This window comes from Thioclava sp. F42-5, assembly GCF_002213195.1.
In the GTDB taxonomy this organism is placed as follows: Bacteria; Pseudomonadota; Alphaproteobacteria; order Rhodobacterales; family Rhodobacteraceae; genus Thioclava; species Thioclava nitratireducens.
Window position 1 is genome coordinate 349797 of sequence record NZ_NBNZ01000003.1, and the last position, 19239, is coordinate 369035.

Below are 19239 nucleotides of genomic sequence, written 5' to 3' on the forward strand. Positions count from 1 at the left end.
ATCGCCGTCGAGCGCAGATGCCTCGCGACATTCGGAAAGGCCGGGTTTCTCTCTCTCCCCCTCCCTGCCCGGGTTTCCGCGACGACCTGCTTCCGGGTTCTCTCGTCTCTCCTGCCCGGAAGCAGGCCCCATCACTCCCAACTCCCCGCCCGTTCTCGGGCGGGGTTTTTCTTTGCCGATCTCACCTGCGCGATAGAGCACGGCGCTCTGCGCGCGCCCGGCGGGGTGACACCGCGCGGCAAAGTGCTAGCTATGCCCGGTCATGCTGAGCAGGCTTCGCGAAAATATCATTCCGCTGACGGTGGCGCTGTCGCTCCTGATGGAGCTGATCGACGCGACCGTGCTGGCCACTGCGATCCCGGTGATCGCGCGGGACCTCTCGGTGCCGGTGCTGTCGCTCAAGATGGCGATGGCGACCTACCTGATCGCGCTCGCGGCCTTCGTGCCGATTTCCGGCTGGATCGCGGATCGGATCGGCGCACGACGAACGTTTCTGGCCGCGATGGGTGTGTTTCTCGTGGCCTCGCTCCTCTGCGCGATCCAGACGAGCGTGACGGGGCTCGTGCTGGCCCGCGCGCTGCAGGGCATCGGGGCCGCAATGATGAGCCCGGTGGGCCGACTCATCGTGCTGCGCCACACCTCCAAGGAGGAGATGACCCGCGCGATGGTCTATGTCACCCTGCCCGCGCTGATCGGCCCGGCGCTGGGCCCCTTCGTGGGCGCGACGGTGACGACCTTCCTTGGCTGGCGCTCGATCTTCCTGATGAACCTGCCACTGGGCGCGCTGGCGATCTGGCTGACGCTGCGCCACATGCCCGCCGACGGCCCGCCCGAGCCGAAACCATTCGATTTTCCGGGCTTCGTGCTCTCTGCCGTAGGTCTGGCCTCCGTGATGACCGGGTTTTCCGCGTTGGGCGAGCATATCCTGCCGTGGCAGGCCGCAGTCGCCCTCAGCGTCGCGGGCGTGGCCCTGCTGGTCCTCTACTGGCTGCGCGCGCGCAATACGTCCGAGCCGCTTCTCGATCTGCGGCTATTCCGGCACAGGACGTTCGACGTTTCGATTACCGGCGGGCTGATCTTCCGGCTGTCGAACGGGGCGATCTCGCTTCTGCTGCCGCTGTTCTTCCAGCTGGGGCTCGGCGCTTCCGTGATGGTCTCCGGCGCACTGACCGGGTTGAACGCCCTGGGCGCGGTCAGCCTGCGGACCTTCGTGCCGCGCATCCTCGATCGGTTCGGCTTCAAATGGGTGATGATCTGGGCGGCTGTGATCCGAGGCGCCACGATCTTCGGCTTCCTCACCGTGACCAGCATCCATGACTGGCAGTTGATCCCGCTTCTGCTGATCGGCGGCGCCGCGCAATCGGTGGTCTTCACCGCGATCAACTCAATCGGGTTTGCCGATCTCGACCTGCGCGAGATGAGCCCCGCCACCGCCTTCACCGCGATGAGCCGTCAGGTCTCGCTCGCGCTCGGCATCGCGCTGGCGGGCGTGGTGCTGGAACTGACCGCCGGGGCGGCCGCGACCACCACCGGGGCCGAGATGATCCCGATCCACGCTTTCCTCTGGGGATTTGCCATCGCGGGTGCGACGGGACCGCTCTCGGCGCTTTATTTCATGCGCTTGCGCCGGGGCGATGCCGACGGGCTGCGTCGCAAGCGCCGGACGGTCGAGCCCTACGGCTCCTCGCGCGAACGCTTCCACGCTCCGCAGTCCAAGGAGGCGCGCGAAGCGGCCGAGTGAGCCCCCAAGAGAGCAGCCGGAAAATCGGGGATGCACAAGGCGTTGAGCCGGTGTAGCGTGGCGCCATGATCAAGCTCGACCCCCGCGATATCGAAATTCTGCGCGTGCTGGCACGCGAGGGCCGCATCACCAAGGCGGCGCTGGCCGAGAAGATCAACCTCTCGCCGACGCCCGCATGGGACCGGCTGAAAAAGCTGGAGAAGGCGGGCCTCATCGCTGGCTATCGCGCGACCTTCAACCTCAAGAAGCTCGGGCCGCATGTGACGCTGTTCGTGGCCGCCGAACTGGCCGATCACACCGCCGCCAGTTTCCAGACCTTCGAGCGGTCGCTCGATCAGCACCCCGAAGTCGTGGGCTGCTGGGCTCTGGGCGGCGGATTCGACTACCTGATGCAGATCGTCACGCGCGACATCGACGCCTATCAGCGGCTGATCGACTCGATGCTGGACGCGCGGATCGGGATCGCGCGCTACTTCACCTATATCGTCACGAAGGAGGTGAAGAACGCCGCCATGCCGCCCTTCGACCTCTTCGCAGACCAAATGGACTGACGGTCGGCGGTATTTCAGCCCAAATGCGGGGCCCGCGCAGCCCATTCGGACTATTACCCTGTCAAAACGGGCGCAGAGTGATCTCAACCAAGGAGGTCTCTCATGCTCGATACCGCCATTTCCGCCCGTCCCGATATCGCCGACAAGCGCCTTCTGCGCAGCTTTGCCTATGTGAACGGTCGCTGGGTCGCGGGCGAGACGGGCGAGGTGATCCCCGTCACCAACCCCGCCAACTCGGAACGGCTGGGCGACATCACCGCACTCAGCCGCAGCCAGTCGCTAGAAGCCGTCGATGCCGCACAGCGCGCGTTTCTCGATTGGTCGACGACGCTCCCGCAGGAGCGCTCCGCGATTATGCGCCGCTGGTTCGATCTGATCATCGAGGCCAAGGATGACCTCGCGCGGATCATGGTGCTCGAACAGGGCAAACCGCTGAGCGAAGCTCTGGGCGAGATCGACTACGCGGCGAGCTTCATCGAATATTACGCCGAAGAGGCCAAGCGCCCGAATATCGAGGGCGTCACCTCGCATCTGCATGACGCAGAGGTGGAGCTGTGGCTCGAACCGGTGGGCGTCGTGGGCCTCGTCACGCCTTGGAACTTCCCCGCCGCGATGCTCACCCGCAAGGCCGCCGCCGCCATCGCGGCTGGCTGCACCGTAGTCGCGCATCCCTCTCACGAGACGCCCTATTCCGCGCTGGCGCTGGCGGAACTGGCCGAACGTGCAGGACTTCCCGCAGGCGTGTTCAACGTGCTTACCGGCCACGCCGCCGAGATCGTCGAGCCTTGGGGAGAAGACACCCGTGTTCGCGCGCTGTCCTTCACCGGCTCGACCGAAGTAGGCCGCCTGCTCTATCGCCAATCGGCTCAGACGGTGAAGCGACTGGTCCTCGAACTGGGCGGCCACGCCCCGGTCATCGTCTTCAAGGGGGCCGATCTGGACCGGGCAGTGGAAGAGGTCATCAAGGCGAAATTCGCAACCTCCGGTCAGGACTGCCTCGGCGCGAACCGCATCTATGTCGAGCGCCCCGTCTATGAAGAGTTCTGCCGTCGGTTCACCGAGGCCACACAGGCGCTGAGCGTGGGCATCGGCATGGACGACCCCGATATCGGACCGCTGATGAACGAAAAGGCCGTCGCCAAGCAGGAAGAGCATGTCGCCGACGCGCTGGCCAAGGGCGCGAAACTGGCCTGCGGTGGCAAGCGGCTCGACCGCGGCCCGCTGTTCTTCGCGCCGACCGTTCTCACGGATGTGCCCGACAGCGCGAAGATCATGCAGGAGGAAACCTTCGGCCCGGTCGCTCCGATCACCGTCTTCGACACCGAGGAAGAGGTATTCGATCGCGCCAACGCTACCGAATACGGGCTCGTGGCTTACGTCCATAGCCAGAACCCGAAACGCATCTACCGCGCCACCCGCGCGCTGCAATTCGGCATGGTCGCGGTCAACCGCACCAAGGTCACCGGCGCGCCGATCCCGTTCGGCGGCATGAAGCAGTCCGGCCTCGGCCGCGAAGGCTCGCGCCGCGGAATGGAGGAGTTCATGGAAATCAAATACGTCTGCCGCGACTGGGGCTGATCGCCCCGCCCGCCCGGACGCCCCAAGACAAGAAGAAGGAGAGAAAATTGCTGACCAATGACCAACTCGACAAGTGGGATCGCGAAAGCTTCTTCCACCCCTCGACCCATCTCGCCCAGCACGCGCGCGGCGAGTCCCCCAACCGCATCGTCACCGGCGGCAAGGGCGTCTTCATCGAGGATCGCGACGGCAACAAGCTGCTCGACGCCTTCGCAGGCCTCTACTGCGTGAACGCGGGCTACGGGCGCACCGAAATCTCCGAGGCCATCGCCGAGCAGGCGAAGGAACTGGCCTATTACCACGCCTATGTCGGCCACGGCACGGAAGCCTCGATCACGCTGGCGCATATGGTCCTCGACCGTGCGCCCGATCACATGTCGAAGGTCTATTTCGGCCTGTCGGGCTCGGATGCGAACGAGACCAACATCAAGCTGGTCTGGTATTACAACAACATCCTGAACCGCCCCGAGAAGAAGAAAATCATCTCGCGCTGGCGCGGCTATCACGGCTCGGGGCTGATGACCGGCTCGCTCACGGGGCTGGAGCTGTTCCACAAGAAGTTCGACCTGCCGCTGAGCCAAGTAGTCCACACCGAGGCGCCCTATTACTTCCGCCGCCCCGATGAGGCGATGTCGGAAGAGGCCTTCACCGCCTATTGCGCCACGGAGCTGGAGCAGCTGATCGAACGCGAAGGCCCCGACACCATCGCCGCCTTCATCGGTGAGCCGGTTCTGGGCACGGGCGGCATCGTGCCCCCGCCGAAAGGCTACTGGGAGGCGATCCAGAAAGTGCTGAACAAATACGACATCCTGCTGATCGCAGACGAGGTCGTGACCGGCTTCGGACGTCTGGGGAGCATGTTCGGCTCGGATCACTACGGAATGAAGCCCGACCTGATCACCATCGCCAAGGGTCTGACCTCGGCCTATGCGCCGCTCTCCGGCACGATCGTGAGCGACAAGGTCTGGAAAGTGCTCGAGCAAGGCACCGACGAAAATGGGCCGATCGGACACGGCTGGACCTATTCGGCACACCCGATCGGGGCGGCGGCCGGTGTCGCGAACCTCGAACTGATCGACAAGCTGGGTCTGGTCGAGAATGCGGGTAAAGTCGGCAAATACCTCAATGACCAAATGCGCGCCGCCATCGGCGAGCACGCGAATGTCGGCGATATCCGCGGCGAAGGGATGCTCTGCGCAGTGGAATTCGTCTCGGATCGCGACAACCGCACCTTCTTCGACGCCTCCGACAAGATCGGCGCGAAGATCGCAGGCGCGATGGTCGAGCGTGGCGTGATCGGGCGTGCGATGCCGCAGGGCGACATCCTTGGCCTCGCCCCGCCGCTGTGCCTGACCGAGGCGGAGGCCGACAAGATCATCGAAGTCACCGCCGATGCCGTGAAATCGGTGCTGGGCTAAGGCCCCTCGGCAGGGGTCGTCTTACGAGGCGAGCTCTGCCAGCCATGCGGCAATCGCCGCGCGGCTGTCGGGATCGGGCGAATGATGCGAGACGATGAAATCGTCGAGCCATTCGCGCCGCTCCTCCGGCGTCTTCGAACCGAGCGCCCAGCCGAGCCGTGCCATCAATCGCTCCGCATCGCGATGACAGCGCCCACAGGATTGCGTGAAAAGCTGCGCCGGATCGGGTTCGGCCAAAACGCTTCCCGCCCAAAATGTCAGCGTCATCACCAAAAAGACGCGCATCACGCCCTCCCGAGAAACTCCAGAACCGAACGCGCCGCACGAAGGCCGGGCGGCTCGCCGCCCTCGCCCAAACGGCGCATCACCTCTTCCATCGCGGCCATCTGCTCGTCACGCGCCGCGTCTTCTTCCAGCAACTCCAGCATCTTCGCCGAAATCTCGCGCGGCTTGCATTCTGGGCCGAGGAATTCCGGGATCACCCGCGTGTCCGAGACCAGATTGACCAGCGTCACCGTGTCGATCTTGAGCATCCGCGAGATAATATGCCAAGTCAGGAAATTCGCGTCATAGGCGATGACCATCGGCACCCGGTTCGCCGCCAGCTCCAGGCTGACGGTCCCCGAGGCCGCCAGAGCGATATCGGCGGCGGCGAAAGCCGCGCGCTTGTCATCGGCATTCTCGACCACGATCGGCGCGACCGGCCAGCGCGCCGTCATCTCGCGCACCATCGGCGCCACGCCCCGCACCGTCGGCAGCACGACGCGCAGCCCCGGCTCGCGGTCGCGCAGCTGCATCAGCGCCTCGTCGAACCGTGCCCCGAGCCGCCTTACCTCGCCGCGCCGCGAGCCCGGCAGACACAGCGCCAGCGGTTGATCCTCGCCGATCATATGGGTCTCGCGGAAGGCCGCCGCGTCCGCACCGGTCGCACGCGGTTCGGCGACGACGGGATGGCCCACGAAATCGCAACTCATCCCGGCGGCTTCCATATAGGGCGGCTCGAAAGGCAGCAGCGCGAGCACGTGATCGACCACCCGCGCCATCTTCTGCGCACGCCCCGGACGCCACGCCCAGACCGAAGGCGCCACATAGTGGATCACCTTGAGATCAGAGCGCTTTTCCTTCACCAGCCGCGCGACGCGAAGGCAGAAATCGGGACTGTCGATGGTGATCAGCGCTTCGGCGCCGCTATCGATCACATGATCCGCGGTCTCGGCGATGCGACGTTTCAGATGGCGGTATTTCGGCAGAACTTCCATCAGTCCCATGACCGAAAGCTCTTCCATCGGGAAGAGGCTGGTCAGGCCCTGCGCGCCCATTTCCTCTCCGCCAATGCCGGACCATTCGACCTGCGGTGCAAGCTCGTTAATCCCCGCCATCAGGGCGCCGCCGAGCTTGTCGCCCGAAGCCTCGCCCGCGATGACGTAGAGCCTCATGACGCCCGCGCCCAGAGAAAGAGGCCCGCTTCCTCGGCGGCCTCGATGACCGCGTCGCGGTCGAGAAGCATCACGCCGCCCGCCTCGAAGGCGATACCGGACAGGCCAGCAGCGGCGGCGTTCTTCACCGTCTCAACGCCAATGGCGGGCAGATCGGCGCGACGGTCCTGATCAGGCTTCGGTGCCTTGTAGAAGACCCCTTTCACCGCTTTAAGATCGCCGCGCAAGCCTTTGTGGTGACGCACGAAATCGAGCATTGCATCGGTGCCCGGCAGTGTCTCGACGGCAAGGCAAAGCCCGCGCCCAACGACCGCCCCTTGACCGATATCCGAAGCCCCAAGCGCGGCCACGATTTCGGCGCCACGCTCGGCGTCGTCTTCGTCCACGGCGGACGGTTTGCCGCACAGCACACCCGCCTCGGGCAGCAATGTCGGCACTATTTCATGCGCGCCGACGACCTCCAGATCAAACTCCTCGAAGACCTCGATCACCGCGCGCAACGTCGCATCGTCGCCGGCCTGCATCGCCATGGCGAGACGCGGCACCAGTTGCGCCGAGCGCGGATCGAACTGCTCGGGGTCGATCGCCGGTCGCTGCATCGCGCCGGCGAACACCACTCGCTCGATCCCGCGATCGGCCAGTTCGTCGAGAAACGGCACCAGCCGCTCGATCCGGAATCGCAGGTGATCGCCATCCAGATCGCAGGGCGCGCCGATCATCTCGCAAACGAGGATGTCCGGCACGGCCTCTTGCACGATCGCGGGCAGACGGCCAGAGCCGGCGATCAGCGCGGTATGCTTGCCCCCGCTCATTTGCCGGGCGTCAGGAAGCTGCGCTCGGACGGGCCGAGGATGAAGTCGAGCACTTCGCGCGCCAATTCGCCCTCGACACCCTCATCGGACAGGGTTCGCGCGCTTTCGCGGAAGCTGCCCTGACCGAGCGCCTCGACGGTCTTGCGCAATGCCGAGATCTCCTCGCGCGGGGTTCCACGACGCTTCAGGCCCACGAGGTTCAGCCCTTCGAGCCCGGCGCGCGGTCCTGCGACCAGCGCGTGCGGGATAACATCCGCCGTCACCATCGACAGCGCGCCGATGATTGCGCCGCGCCCGATGCGGACGAACTGGTGCACGCCCGAGAGGCCCCCGACGATCACGTCATCGCCCAGCACGCAATGCCCCGCCACCGCGACCGAATTCACCAGAATGACCCGATCGCCCAGCTTGCAGTCATGCGCGACGTGGCACGACGACATGAAGAGCCCGTCATCGCCGATCTCGGTCAGCCCGCCGCCGCCCTCCGTGCCGGTGTTCATCGTCACGTATTCGCGGATGCGGTTGCGCTTGCCGATCTTCAGCCGCGTCTTCTCGCCGTTGAATTTCAGATCCTGCGGGATCTGCCCGAGCGAGGCGAAAGGAAACACCTCCGTCTCGTCGCCGATCTCGGTCGCGCCTTGCACGACGACATGGCTTTGCAACGACACGCCGCGGCCGAGCACGACCTCGGGCCCGACCACGCAGAACGGACCGATCCGGCAGTCCGGACCGATCACCGCCCCGGGCTCGACCACCGCGGAGGCGTGAATCTGCGCGCTTGGGTCAATGCTCATGCATTCAGCCCTGAAGGTCCATCATCGCGGTGAACTCGGCTTCGGCGGCCAGTTCGCCATTCACCGTACCCCGGCCCTCGAATTTCCAGATCTTGCCGCCGCCACGCTTCACGGAGACATGCAGCTCCAGCACGTCGCCAGGAACCACCTTGCGACGGAACTTGCACTTGTCGATACCCATGAAATAGGTCAGCAGCGGCTTGTCGATCACGTCGAGCGAAATCCCCACGACGACCGCCGAGGTCTGCGCCATCGCCTCGACGATGGTGACACCGGGCATGATCGGCTCTTCCGGGAAGTGGCCCTGGAAATGCGGCTCGTTCGCGGTGACGTTCTTGATTCCGACCGCGCCCTTGTTCGGAACGATGTCACGCACCTTGTCGATCAGCAGGAACGGATAACGATGCGGAATGATGCGCTTGATGAGCGACAGATCGGCTTCGGTATAGGGGGCGGGTTCGGTCATGAGCTGTCCTCGTTCTCGGGCAAATTGCGCCTGCGGCCGCATTAGGGCGCCGCATCACGCAATCGTCGCTTTTGGCTTGTTGCTAGCAATCGCGGCCTCGCTTGGCAAGCAGCGCGCGCCTGCTATTGCCCCGGCTTGGTGTCCGTCGGAGTGGCCTGAGTACCATCTACCACCGGCAGACCGAGCGGCAATCCGGGCGCATCGCGGGTCGCCCCGTCCAGCGTGGAATTGCCGTTGCCCTTGGGCTTCGTGTTCGGCGTCGTATCCACGAAAACGCCTGCCTCGCCACTCGAATCCGTCGTCGCGCCATTCGCAGGTTGATCCGGAGCGGGCTGGGAAGGCGCCGCCTGATCCGAAGGCGCGGGCGTATCGGTCGCCGCACCCGCGCTGTCATTGGAGGCGGGCGGGACCAGCGGTGTCACGCGCCCGGCCCCGTCGCCGATTTCCTTATCGACCCGCGCGCCGAGTTCCTGCGTCACGTCGGCCTGCGCGAGCCCGCGGATGATCGCGCGGGAATCGAGCACCACGACCGCACCGCGCGCCCGCAGTACCTCGTCGAGCAACGGCACCACCGTTTGGACGAAGGTCTGGTGCTCTTGATTGAGCTGGCGCTGGATCGCATCGGCCTTGGCCTTCTGGGCCTGACGAATATCGGTTGCCCGCTTGTCGAACGCATCGGCGGCTTTCTGGAACGCGTCCGAAGGCATCGTCAGCCGCTCCTCGGTGAGCTTTCGCTCCTCCGCCTCGAGCTGACTCGCGATCCGGTCGTTTTCCTTGCGCAGCGCGTTTGAGGCGGCCTGAATCTCGGATTGCACTCGCTTGCCCCACAGCGAGTTGTCGTAAAGCTTCTCCCAATCGAGGGTCAGAACCGCGCTCTGTTGTGCGCGTGGCCCCAAGGCCTGCGCGTCGGGAGTCTGACCTGCCGATTGCGCGACAGCCGCGCCGGGCCCGAAGGCCAGTGCGGCTGCGATAAGGGTGACGGAGATACGGCTCAGACGCATCGCGCGCCCTTAGAACTGCGTGGAAAGAGACAGATCGAAGTTCTGCGTCTTGTCGTAGCTTTCTTTCTTGATCGCGCGCGAGAAGTTCAGACGCAACGGACCGATCGCCGATTTCCAGAACAGAGATACGCCGACCGCGGAACGGACATGCATCGAGTCGTCGACCTCGTTACCGCCGGTGCCGTTGGTGTCATCCAGACCCCAGACCGAACCCACATCCCAGAACACACCGCCGGTGATGCCGTATTCCTCGGGCAGACCGATCGGGAACTCCGCTTCGACCTTGCCGACCCAGTAGTAGTTGCCGCCGAGCGCGTCTCTGTTCGCTGCATTGAGATCACGCGGACCGATACCGTAGCTCTCGAAGCCGCGGATCTGGCTACCCGAGAAGCGTTGCAGGATCGTCGAACCATCCGTGGCATCGACCGCGCCGCCTTCGAGCGAGGCGCGCAGCGTCGCTTCCTCGTTGAAGATCTTGCGCTCACCGACGATCTTCGCGGTGGTCTGGCCACCTTTCACGTCACCGCCCAGGCCCCAGAACTGCTGGTCGACGTTGAAGCGCCAGGTGAAACGCGGGTCGATCTGTTCGCGCGAGGTGTCGTAGCTGTAGCGAAGGCCCGGGCCGCTGTACCGCTGCGAGCCCTTCTCGGTTTCTTCACGCTGCAGGATTTCTGAGGAGTCGGCCGGCACGTTGTTCAGCGTGTCTTCGCCGATCTTGTAGCTCACCTGCAGCCGGCCGCGCTCGGAGACCGGGAATTCCAGCGCCGGTTCGATGCTGATACGGCGCGTGTCGTAATTAGTGTTCGTGGCCGAGCTGGACGTCGCATAGATCGCCGAGAATTTCAGCGCCACGTCACGGCCGAGGAAAGCCGGCTCGACGAAGCGGATGCTCGAGCTGTTGTTGTCCTTGGTCGTTCCGAGCGACAGACCGAGATATTGCCCGCGGCCGAGGAAGTTCTTCTCTTCCAGCGAGGCGTTGAAGCCGATCCCGTCGGTCTTGGAATAGGACGCGCCGAAACCGAGCGAGCCGGTGGGCTGCTCCTCGACGTTCACGTCGACCACGACCTGATCGGAGTTGCTGCCCGGCTTGGTGTTCACGTCGACCGACTTGAAATAGCCGGTGCCACGGATCCGGTCAGCCGCGTTCGAGATCTCGCGCGGGTTGTAGGGGTCGCCTTCGACGGTGCGGAATTCGCGCCGGATCACCCGGTCGAGCGTCGCCGTGTTGCCTTCGATGTCGATGCGCTGCACGAAGACGCGCGGGCCACGGACCAGAACGAAATCGACATTGACCGATTGCGTGCGCGGGTCTTCGGTGATGCGGGGATCGACGCGGACAAATTGCACGCCCTTCTTGATCGCAAGCTGTTCCATCCGGGTCACGGCCAATTCGATCGCCTTTGGCGAGAAGGTCTGACCTTGGCGGATCTTGGTGAGCGGCGCGAACTCGTCAGGCGCAAGCCCGTCGATCTCGGAGCTCGTGTTGATCGCGTTGAAGTGGTATTTCTGCCCTTCGATGATGTTGAAGGTCATGAAGAACGCATCGCGCTGACGCGACATCTGCGAGGACACGCCGGTGACCTGCACGTTCTTGTAGCCGCGCGCCTGGTAGAACTCGATCAGTTTCTGACGGTCGACCGGAATGCGGCTTGCGTTGAACGTGTCGTTCTTCACGAAGGTGCGGAAAATCCCCGCCTGCTTCGTCTCGAGAACCTGACGCAGACGACGATCCGAGAAGGAGCGGTTGCCGGTGAAAGTCACACGTTCGATCGAGGTGACTTTGCCTTCCTTGATCTCGAAGGCCACGTCGACGCGATTGTTGTCGCGGCGAATGACCTTCGGCACGACACGCGCGGCCATGCGGCCATCCTCGGAATAGGCACGCGCCAGACGCTGGGCGTCGGCTTCGATCTGGGCGGGATTGTAGACACGGTTCGGCTTCGCCTGAATGATCGCGGCGAGCTGCGCATCCTTGATGATCTTGTTGCCTTCGAAATTGATCACGCTGATCGTCGGATATTCCGTCACGGCGATCTTGAGCGTGTTGCCCTGCGGCGTGATCGCAACGTTCTCGAACAGGCCGGAATTCGTCAGGCGCTGGTAAGCCGCGTTCAGATCGGCGGCGGTGACGGGCTGATTGCGGGCGATTCTGGCGAAGGACAGAATCGTCGCCGCGTCGACGCGCTCGTTACCGGTGATGACCACCTGCGAGAAGCTGTATTGCTGCGCCTGAGCGATCACGGGAACCGCGAGGCAACTCATTGCAACTGCTGGAAATACTACGCTGGCCCGCAGTGCCTTTCGCGTCGCACAGAGTCTCAGCATAGTTTGCACGCTCATCGACATCGCCCTCTCCCGCCGGAAGTTCACTTTTCCCTTTGGTTAGGGTGGTAGCGAAGGGCGTAACCGATGTCAAAGCTGGGATGGCCCCTCGGCCCCGAGATTTTGTGGACCGCGATCATCTTGCCACGAAGGAAAGGGCCGCGAAGGCGGCCCCGGGATCAAGGAAGAACGGATTTTGCGGGCGTTGCGCCCCTGTCGGCTCCGGCTCAAATGCGCTGGAAACTCGAAGCGTCGCCGCCGAGAATATCGATCAGTTGAACACCGATCAGAGCCGCACCGAGAAGCGCGACCAGAACCGCCGCGATGAACAGCAGCCGGTCGCCGACAATATCCACCAAGGGGCGGAGTTCGCGATAGTGATGCGCGATGATCTCGGACATGGGTGGCCTCCTTCGCGCGAGTTGCGCCTAAAGGTTCCCTACCCGGCCTTCATGTCGGCATTGCGAGGCAAATGTGGCGAAACCGCGGCACCGCCCGCTCGCGCGCCCATCAGGCCCCGCTCAGTCAGTCCCCGCTCAGCAGGTCAGATCGTTCCACAGCCCGAAGACCATCAGCGTCAGCACCAGCGCCAGCCCGATCGACATGAAGACGTTCATCAACTGATCGGAGGGTGGCTTGCCCGTGATCGCTTCGTAGAGGTGGAACATAAGGTGGCCGCCATCGAGCACCGGGATCGGAAAGAGGTTCAGGAAACCCACAGCCGTCGACAGCACCGCGATGAACCAGATGAAGTCGAGCATCCCCGATTTCGCCGCCGCAGCCGAAGTCTCGGCAATGCGCAGCGCGCCGGTGAGATTACAGCTCGAAATCCGCTGCGCGATCATCGCCTGAATGCCCGAGACCGATTGCGTGATGATGCCCCAGGTCTGGGTCACGCCACCCACCAGCGCATCGACAGGGCCGACCGATTGGGTTACCGGCTCGAACATGAACGAGCCCGTGGCGCCGATCAGGAACCGGGTCTCGAATTGTCCGTCGCCCACCGGCAGATCGGTGCGGCGCGGCTCGAGCGTCACGGAGAACGTCTTGCCCGCATCTCCCTCGGGCCGCCAGATATCGAGCGCGACCGGCTTGCCCGCGCCCGCTTTCACCGCATCCTGCAGATCGATGAAACGATAGACCGGCTTGCCGTCGATCGCCGTGATCACGTCGCCGGCCCGCAGCCCGGCATCATAGGCGGCCGAGCCGGGTTGAACGCCCGCAAATCGCGCCGGGAAAAGCTGCGGCCCCGTGGCGTCGGTTTTGCTGCCGTCGCGGGTTACGGTGTAATCGAGCGTCGGCCCTGCGGGCAGTTGATCGACCACGTCGGAGAGCGCTTGATAATCCGGCGTCGGCTTGCCCGCCACCGCGTCGATCACGTCGCCCTGTTGCAGATCGCCTGACCCACCGGGCAGCGCCACGACAGTCTGGATCGCGGGCGTCTCGGTCGCCTTTCCGGCCCAGAGGCTCAATCCCGCGATCACGAGGATAGACAGAATGAAGTTGAAGACGGGCCCTGCCGCCACGGTCGCAGCCCGTGCCCAAAGAGGCGCGCCATGCATGGTGTGGCGGCGTTCCTCGGGGCTCAGGTGCTGCATCTCCTCGACATCGACCCCGGCCGAGGCCGCGTTCGCATCGCCCAGAAACTTGACGTAGCCGCCCAATGGCACCGCCGCGATCTGCCAGCGCGTGCCATGCTTGTCGACGCGGCTGATCAGCTTGGGCCCGAAGCCCAGCGAGAAAACCTCTGCCTTGATGCCGGAAATCCGTCCGATGATGTAATGGCCGTATTCATGCACCGCGACGATGATCGAGAGCGCGACGACGAAGGCCACCACGGTATAGAGCAGATTTCCGAATTGGGGCAGCAGGTCCAAAACTCAGATCCTTCCGTGTTCACAGATCGCCATTGCGCGCGCGCGCGCCTCGGCGTCGCAGCTCAGAACCATATCGAGGTCTTTCGCCGCGATTCCAAGCCCCTGATCCCGCGACATCTCGCCCAAGGTGGTCTCGACCAGCGCCGCCATGTCGAGAAATCCGATACGTCCCGCGATGAACAGATCGAGCGCCACCTCCTTGGCGGCGTTGAACACGGTGCCCGCCAGACCGCCCGTCTCCATCACCTCGCGCGCCAATCGCAGCGCGGGGAACCGCTGCAGATCGGGGGCGCGGAAATCGAGCTGTCCGATCTTCGCCAGATCGAGCTTCTCGACCGGAAGCGGCTTTCGCGCGGGCCAGTTGAGCGCATAGCCGATCGCATGGCGCATGTCGGGCACACCCATATGCGCCATCAGCCCGCCATCGTGGAACCCGACCAACGAATGGACGATGCTCTGAGGATGCACGAGGACTTCGATCTGCTCTGGCGCGAAACCGAAGAACTCTTTCGCCTCAATAACTTCCAAGGCTTTGTTGAACATGGACGCGGAGTCGATCGTGATCCGCTGCCCCATGTCCCAATTCGGATGCGCCGAGGCCTCTGCCACGGTCGCATGGGCCAGCTTTTCCATCGGCCAGTCGCGGAATGCGCCGCCCGAGGCGGTGATGATAACCCTTTCGACCGCGGCGATATCCTCGCCCACGAGCCCTTGGAAAATCGCCGAATGCTCACTGTCCACCGGCAGGATCGTCGCGCCATGGGTGCGCGCCTCGGCCATCAGGAGCGGCCCGGCGGTGACCAGCGACTCCTTGTTCGCCAGCGCCAGCGTCGCCCCTTGCGAGAGCGCCGCGAAGCCGGGTGCGAGCCCCGCCGCGCCGACGATCCCCGACAGAACCCAATCTGCGGGGCGATAGGCCGCCTCGATCAAAGCCTGCGGCCCGGCGGCCACCTCGATCCCGGTCCCGGCCAGTGCATCGCGCAAGGCGGGCAGGCAATCGTCGAATGCGGTTACGGCCAGATCGGCTTTCAGCGCCACGGCCTGCTCGGCCAGTCGCGCAACATTGCGGCCCGCACTCAGCGCCACGACGTCGTAGGCTTCCGCCCCGCCCTGTGCCATCAGCAGATCAAAGCAGCTTTCGCCGATCGAGCCGGTTGCCCCGAAGACCGAAACCTTCCGCATCGTTCAGCCTTCCGTCAGCGGCAGGGTCGTCACCTGCGAGATCAGCATCAGGAACACGACGGCCCCGGTCAGCGCGTCGAACCGGTCGAGCACACCGCCATGGCCCGGGATCAGAGAGGAGCTGTCCTTCACCCCGGTCGCGCGCTTGATCGCGCTTTCGGCGATGTCGCCCAGCTGGCCCGCGAAGGCCAGAAGCGGCGAGATCCAGATCATCGCGAGACCGCCGCCCATCTGGGCAAAGACGAAGCCCACGAGCGCCGCGCCGACCCAGCCGCCGATCGTGCCCGACCATGTCTTCTTCGGGCTGACCTTGGGCCAGAATTTCGGTCCGCCGACCGTCCGGCCGACGAAATATCCCATGATATCAGAGACAACGACCACCGCGACGATCCATGTGATCGCACCCAGCCCGGCGCCCTCTCGCAGCGCCACCAGCCCGTATCCCGTCAGCATGATCGCCAGCGCATAGGCCGCGCCGATCCGGCGCCGCCCGGTGCAGATCACCGCCGCCATGATCGGTACGATCAGCAGGTAAAGCAGCCCGTAAGGTTCGTGGATCACGAAGACGAAGGTCAGGGTCGCCGCCGCCACGAGCCCCAGACCCACGGCTTTGCCGGGGCGTTCGGGGCGCAGCATCTCGGTCAGCTCCCAGACCATCAGCCCGGTGACGAGCACCGAGAGCGCCGCGAAGACCGGCCCGCCCCACCAGATCGCGGCAAGCCCGATCGCGACCATTGCAAGCCCGGAGGCGAGCCGCGGGACGAGATCGCCCCATTTGCCGGTCCGCGGCTGACGGGTCACGAGGCGACCCCGCCGAAGCGCCGCTCGCGCCCGGCGAACCGCTCGAGGATGTCCGCAAGCTCGGCCGGGGTGAAATCGGGCCAGAGCGTGGGCGTGAATTCATATTCGGAATAGGCCGCCTGCCACGGCAGGAAATTCGAGGTCCGCGTCTCGCCCGAGCTGCGGATCACCAGATCGGGATCGGGCATCCCCGCGCTGTCGAGCCGCGCCGAGATCAGGGCCTCGTCGACCGCATCGACATCGATCTTGCCCGCGGCCACGTCACGCGCGATGGATTGCGCGGCGCGCTTCAGCTCGTCGCGCCCGCCGTAATTGATCGCAACCGCCAGCGTCAGCTTCGAATTGCCCTTGGTGCGGGTCTCGATCGCGTCCATCGTCTCGCGCAGAAGCGGGTCGAGCGGCGTCCGGTCCCCAATGAAGCGCAGCTCGACGCCCTGACGCGAGAGCTCCGCCGCCTCGCGTTTGATCATCAGCCGGAACATCTTCATCAGACCAAGAACTTCCTGCGTCGAACGCTTCCAGTTCTCGGTCGAGAAGGCGTAGATCGTCATGTAGCGGATGCCGAGGTCGGGCGCGGCCTGCACGACCTTCTTGATCTGCTCCGCCCCCTTGCGGTGACCGGCGAGACGCGGCCAGCCCCGCTGGGTGGCCCACCGCCCATTGCCATCCATGATGATCGCGACATGCAGCGGCGCAGGCGCGCCGCCGTCATGCCCCTGCGGGGTTTGGGCGATATCGGGAATGCTAGGGGCCATCGGCGATGTGATCCTTCTCGCGCAGGACGCAATGCGGGGCTGAGGCGGAGGCCTCAGACCTGCATGATCTCGGCTTGCTTGTCTTCCAGCGCCTTGTCGACCTTGGCGATATGCGCGTCGGTCATTTCCTGGACTTCGCTCTCCCAGAGCTTCACGTCATCTTCGGACATGCCGTCGGCCTTGGCCTTCTTGATCTGGTCCATGCCATCGCGGCGCACGTTGCGGATCGCGACGCGGGCGTGCTCTGCATATTGGGCAGCGACCTTGGTCAGTTCGCGGCGGCGCTCCTCGTTGAGCTCGGGGATCGGCAGCATAATGATCGTCCCGTTGGTCTGCGGGTTGATGCCCAGACCCGATTCACGGATCGCCTTCTCGACCTTGCCGACGAGGCCCTTGTCCCAGACGTTGATCGTGACCATCCGCGGCTCGGGCACGTTGACGGTCCCGACCTGGTTGATCGGGGTCATCTGGCCATAGGCTTCGACCTGAACCGGCTCCACCATCGAAGCCGAGGCGCGGCCCGTGCGCAGCGACGCGAATTCATGCTTGAGCGAGCTCATAGCGCCATCCATACGGCGTGCCAGGTCATCGGTATCGATCTCGAAATCGTCGGACATTGGGTATTTCCCCGTTCTTGTTGAGCCTCGGGCCGAGCTTTAGCGCAGCTCGCAGGCGAAAACTAGCATTTGTGATCGTCGCGCGGCGCTCAGCCCTGCACTTTGGTGTAGGTGCCTTCGCCTGCCAGAATGCCGCGGAAGCCACCCGGCTCGTCAAGCGAGAACACGATGATCGGCTTGTTGTTGTCGCGTGCGAGCGCGATCGCCGAGGCATCCATCACTCCGAGATTCTTCTGAAGAACCTCGTCATAGCTGACGGTATCGTACCGCTTCGCATCGTCGAATTTCTTCGGGTCCTTGTCATAGACCCCGTCGACCTTGGTGCCCTTGAAGATCGCTTCGCAGGACATCTCGTTGGCGCGCAGCGTCGCGGCCGTGTCGGTGGTGAAATAGGGGTTGCCGGTGCCGGCGGCGAAGATGCAGACCCGCTTCTTCTCGAGGTGGCGTACGGCGCGGCGGCGGATATAGGGCTCGCAGACCTGATCCATCGGGATGGCCGAGATTACGCGGGTGAAGACGCCCAGGCCTTCCAGCGCCGATTGCATCGCCAGCGCGTTCATCACGGTCGCGAGCATCCCCATGTAATCGGCCGTCGTGCGCTCCATCCCCTGAGCAGAGCCCGCAAGCCCGCGGAAAATGTTGCCGCCGCCGATTACCATGCAGATTTCGACACCGAGATCGCGCACCGACTTCACTTCATGCGCTATACGCGACACGGTCGGCGGATGCAGGCCGTAGCCCTGGTCCCCCATCAGCGCCTCGCCCGAGATTTTCAGTAGCACGCGATTGTATTTGGCCGCGGGATGCGTCTCGGCGCTCATCTGATCCTCCGATGGGCTGTTGTCATTGGCGCGCAAAATGATCCAAATAGAGCCGGGGTTCAACCTCTTGCAGAAGCGTTGTTCCCCGAGCCCGACAGAAAGCCTGCAAGAGCCGCCGATGCCGCCTGCCCTGCCCGATATATCGCCGCGAACGCCCGTGCTGATCGCGGGCGCCACGGCGAGCGGAAAATCGGCGCTGGCACTGTCGATCGCCGAAGCCGCGGGCGGCATCGTGATCAATGCCGATGCGCTTCAGGTCTGGTCCTGCTGGCGGGTGTTGAGCGCGCGACCCTCGCCCGAGGAAGAGGCCCGCGCGCCGCATGCCCTCTACGGGCATCTCGATCCCGGCGCGGACTATTCCGTCGGCCATTGGCTGCGCGATGTCACGCCGCATCTGGAGGCATTTCACGCAGGCGGGCCGCGCCCGATCGTCGTTGGCGGCACCGGGCTCTATTTCACGGCGCTGACGCAGGGATTGGCGGAGATCCCCGTAACGCCACCGGAAATTCGCGCCGAGGCCGATCAGCGGCGGCTCTCGGAAGGCCATGCGGGGATGCTGGGCGAGCTCGACGCGACGACCCGCGCGAAGATCGATCCGCAGAACCCGATGCGCGTCCAGCGCGCGTGGGAGGTGTTGCGCGCCACCGGCGAAGGCCTCGCCGTGTGGCAGGCCCGCACCCCGCCGCCGCTTCTGCCGCTCGAGACTGCGGCGCCCCTCCACCTCGATCCGGAGCGCGACTGGCTGGCCGAACGCATCGATCGCCGGTTCGATCTGATGCTTGAACAAGGCGCGCTCGACGAGGTTCGCAGGGTGGAGCCAATCTGGGATCCGGATGCGCTTTGGGCGAAGGCGATCGGAGCGCCGGAATTGATCGCGCATTTGCATGGCCAACTCGATCTGAGTGAGGCGCGCAAACGCGCGCAGGCGGCAAGTCGCCAATATGCCAAGCGGCAACGCACATGGTTTCGTAGCCGTATGAAGGCGTGGCACAAGATCACGTAGACTGTGACCCAACGGCAACTGCGCGTCCGGGCTTCTGTGGAAAATTCCTTGGTCGCTAAGCGGG

General features: G+C 64.6%; 19 protein-coding genes. 5 read left to right on the forward strand and 14 right to left on the reverse strand.

What is annotated here, in order from left to right; translation table 11 throughout:
* Positions 1 to 262 precede the first annotated feature (262 nt).
* From B6V74_RS11105 to B6V74_RS11120, 4 genes are all read left to right on the forward strand, one after another.
* A complete protein-coding gene (locus tag B6V74_RS11105) occupies positions 263 to 1741 on the forward strand; it encodes an MFS transporter (RefSeq protein WP_088722812.1) in 1479 nt (492 codons plus the stop codon).
* Positions 1742 to 1809: 68 nt separating this feature from the next.
* Complete coding sequence (locus B6V74_RS11110) at positions 1810 to 2292, forward strand: Lrp/AsnC family transcriptional regulator (RefSeq protein ID WP_075775114.1); 483 nt, start codon at positions 1810 to 1812, stop codon at positions 2290 to 2292.
* A gap of 102 nt (positions 2293 to 2394) precedes the next feature.
* Positions 2395 to 3870 carry an NAD-dependent succinate-semialdehyde dehydrogenase gene (locus B6V74_RS11115; RefSeq protein WP_088722813.1) on the forward strand — a complete coding sequence of 492 codons (1476 nt, stop codon included), beginning with the start codon at positions 2395 to 2397 and terminating at the stop codon, positions 3868 to 3870.
* A 47-nt stretch (positions 3871 to 3917) separates the two neighbouring features.
* On the forward strand, positions 3918 to 5288 hold the full coding sequence (locus B6V74_RS11120) for an aspartate aminotransferase family protein (RefSeq protein ID WP_075774882.1): 1371 nt from the start codon (positions 3918 to 3920) through the stop codon (positions 5286 to 5288).
* 21 nt (positions 5289 to 5309) lie between these two features.
* Here the strand turns inward: B6V74_RS11120 and B6V74_RS11125 are convergent, their stop codons facing one another.
* The 14 genes from B6V74_RS11125 to pyrH all read right to left on the reverse strand — a co-directional run bounded on the left by B6V74_RS11125 (position 5310) and on the right by pyrH (position 18172).
* Positions 5310 to 5573, reverse strand: coding sequence for a hypothetical protein (locus B6V74_RS11125; RefSeq protein WP_088722814.1), 264 nt, complete (start codon positions 5571 to 5573; stop codon positions 5310 to 5312).
* Entirely contained in the window at positions 5573 to 6724 is a 1152-nt protein-coding gene (gene lpxB, locus B6V74_RS11130; RefSeq protein ID WP_088722815.1) for a lipid-A-disaccharide synthase, read from the reverse strand. The genes B6V74_RS11125 and lpxB overlap by 1 nt, the downstream gene beginning before the upstream one ends.
* Positions 6721 to 7536 (reverse strand): UDP-2,3-diacylglucosamine diphosphatase LpxI, encoded by an 816-nt coding sequence (lpxI, locus tag B6V74_RS11135; RefSeq protein WP_088722816.1) that lies wholly within the window; start codon positions 7534 to 7536, stop codon positions 6721 to 6723. The genes lpxB and lpxI overlap by 4 nt, the downstream gene beginning before the upstream one ends.
* Positions 7533 to 8330, reverse strand: coding sequence for an acyl-ACP--UDP-N-acetylglucosamine O-acyltransferase (gene lpxA / locus B6V74_RS11140; RefSeq protein WP_088722817.1), 798 nt, complete (start codon positions 8328 to 8330; stop codon positions 7533 to 7535). The genes lpxI and lpxA overlap by 4 nt, the downstream gene beginning before the upstream one ends.
* 4 nt (positions 8331 to 8334) lie before the next feature.
* On the reverse strand, positions 8335 to 8796 hold the full coding sequence (fabZ, locus tag B6V74_RS11145) for a 3-hydroxyacyl-ACP dehydratase FabZ (protein WP_075774887.1): 462 nt from the start codon (positions 8794 to 8796) through the stop codon (positions 8335 to 8337).
* 122 nt (positions 8797 to 8918) lie between these two features.
* Positions 8919 to 9797 carry an OmpH family outer membrane protein gene (locus tag B6V74_RS11150; protein ID WP_088722818.1) on the reverse strand — a complete coding sequence of 293 codons (879 nt, stop codon included), beginning with the start codon at positions 9795 to 9797 and terminating at the stop codon, positions 8919 to 8921.
* A gap of 9 nt (positions 9798 to 9806) precedes the next feature.
* The gene (gene bamA, locus B6V74_RS11155; RefSeq protein ID WP_088722819.1) at positions 9807 to 12059 is read right to left on the reverse strand and encodes an outer membrane protein assembly factor BamA; all 2253 of its coding nucleotides are present in this window, start codon (positions 12057 to 12059) and stop codon (positions 9807 to 9809) included.
* Positions 12060 to 12346: 287 nt separating this feature from the next.
* Positions 12347 to 12520, reverse strand: a complete 174-nt coding sequence (locus B6V74_RS18980; protein ID WP_157771582.1) for a hypothetical protein — start codon at positions 12518 to 12520, stop codon at positions 12347 to 12349.
* 135 nt (positions 12521 to 12655) lie between these two features.
* Positions 12656 to 13996 carry an RIP metalloprotease RseP gene (rseP, locus tag B6V74_RS11160; protein WP_233243035.1) on the reverse strand — a complete coding sequence of 447 codons (1341 nt, stop codon included), beginning with the start codon at positions 13994 to 13996 and terminating at the stop codon, positions 12656 to 12658.
* Positions 13997 to 13999: 3 nt separating this feature from the next.
* Complete coding sequence (gene dxr, locus B6V74_RS11165; RefSeq protein WP_240497092.1) at positions 14000 to 15178, reverse strand: 1-deoxy-D-xylulose-5-phosphate reductoisomerase; 1179 nt, start codon at positions 15176 to 15178, stop codon at positions 14000 to 14002.
* Positions 15179 to 15181: 3 nt separating this feature from the next.
* On the reverse strand, positions 15182 to 15979 hold the full coding sequence (locus B6V74_RS11170) for a phosphatidate cytidylyltransferase (protein WP_088722820.1): 798 nt from the start codon (positions 15977 to 15979) through the stop codon (positions 15182 to 15184).
* On the reverse strand, positions 15976 to 16734 hold the full coding sequence (uppS, locus tag B6V74_RS11175) for a polyprenyl diphosphate synthase (protein WP_088718561.1): 759 nt from the start codon (positions 16732 to 16734) through the stop codon (positions 15976 to 15978). The genes B6V74_RS11170 and uppS overlap by 4 nt, the downstream gene beginning before the upstream one ends.
* Before the next feature lie 53 nt (positions 16735 to 16787).
* The gene (frr, locus tag B6V74_RS11180) at positions 16788 to 17351 is read right to left on the reverse strand and encodes a ribosome recycling factor (RefSeq protein WP_075774893.1); all 564 of its coding nucleotides are present in this window, start codon (positions 17349 to 17351) and stop codon (positions 16788 to 16790) included.
* Positions 17352 to 17440: 89 nt separating this feature from the next.
* Positions 17441 to 18172: a UMP kinase gene (gene pyrH, locus B6V74_RS11185; protein ID WP_075774894.1), complete on the reverse strand. Its 732-nt coding sequence runs from the start codon at positions 18170 to 18172 to the stop codon at positions 17441 to 17443.
* 118 nt (positions 18173 to 18290) lie between these two features.
* On the opposite strand from pyrH, the gene miaA reads away from it, so the two are divergent.
* Positions 18291 to 19175 (forward strand): tRNA (adenosine(37)-N6)-dimethylallyltransferase MiaA, encoded by an 885-nt coding sequence (miaA, locus tag B6V74_RS11190; protein WP_088722821.1) that lies wholly within the window; start codon positions 18291 to 18293, stop codon positions 19173 to 19175.
* Positions 19176 to 19239: the final 64 nt, after the last annotated feature.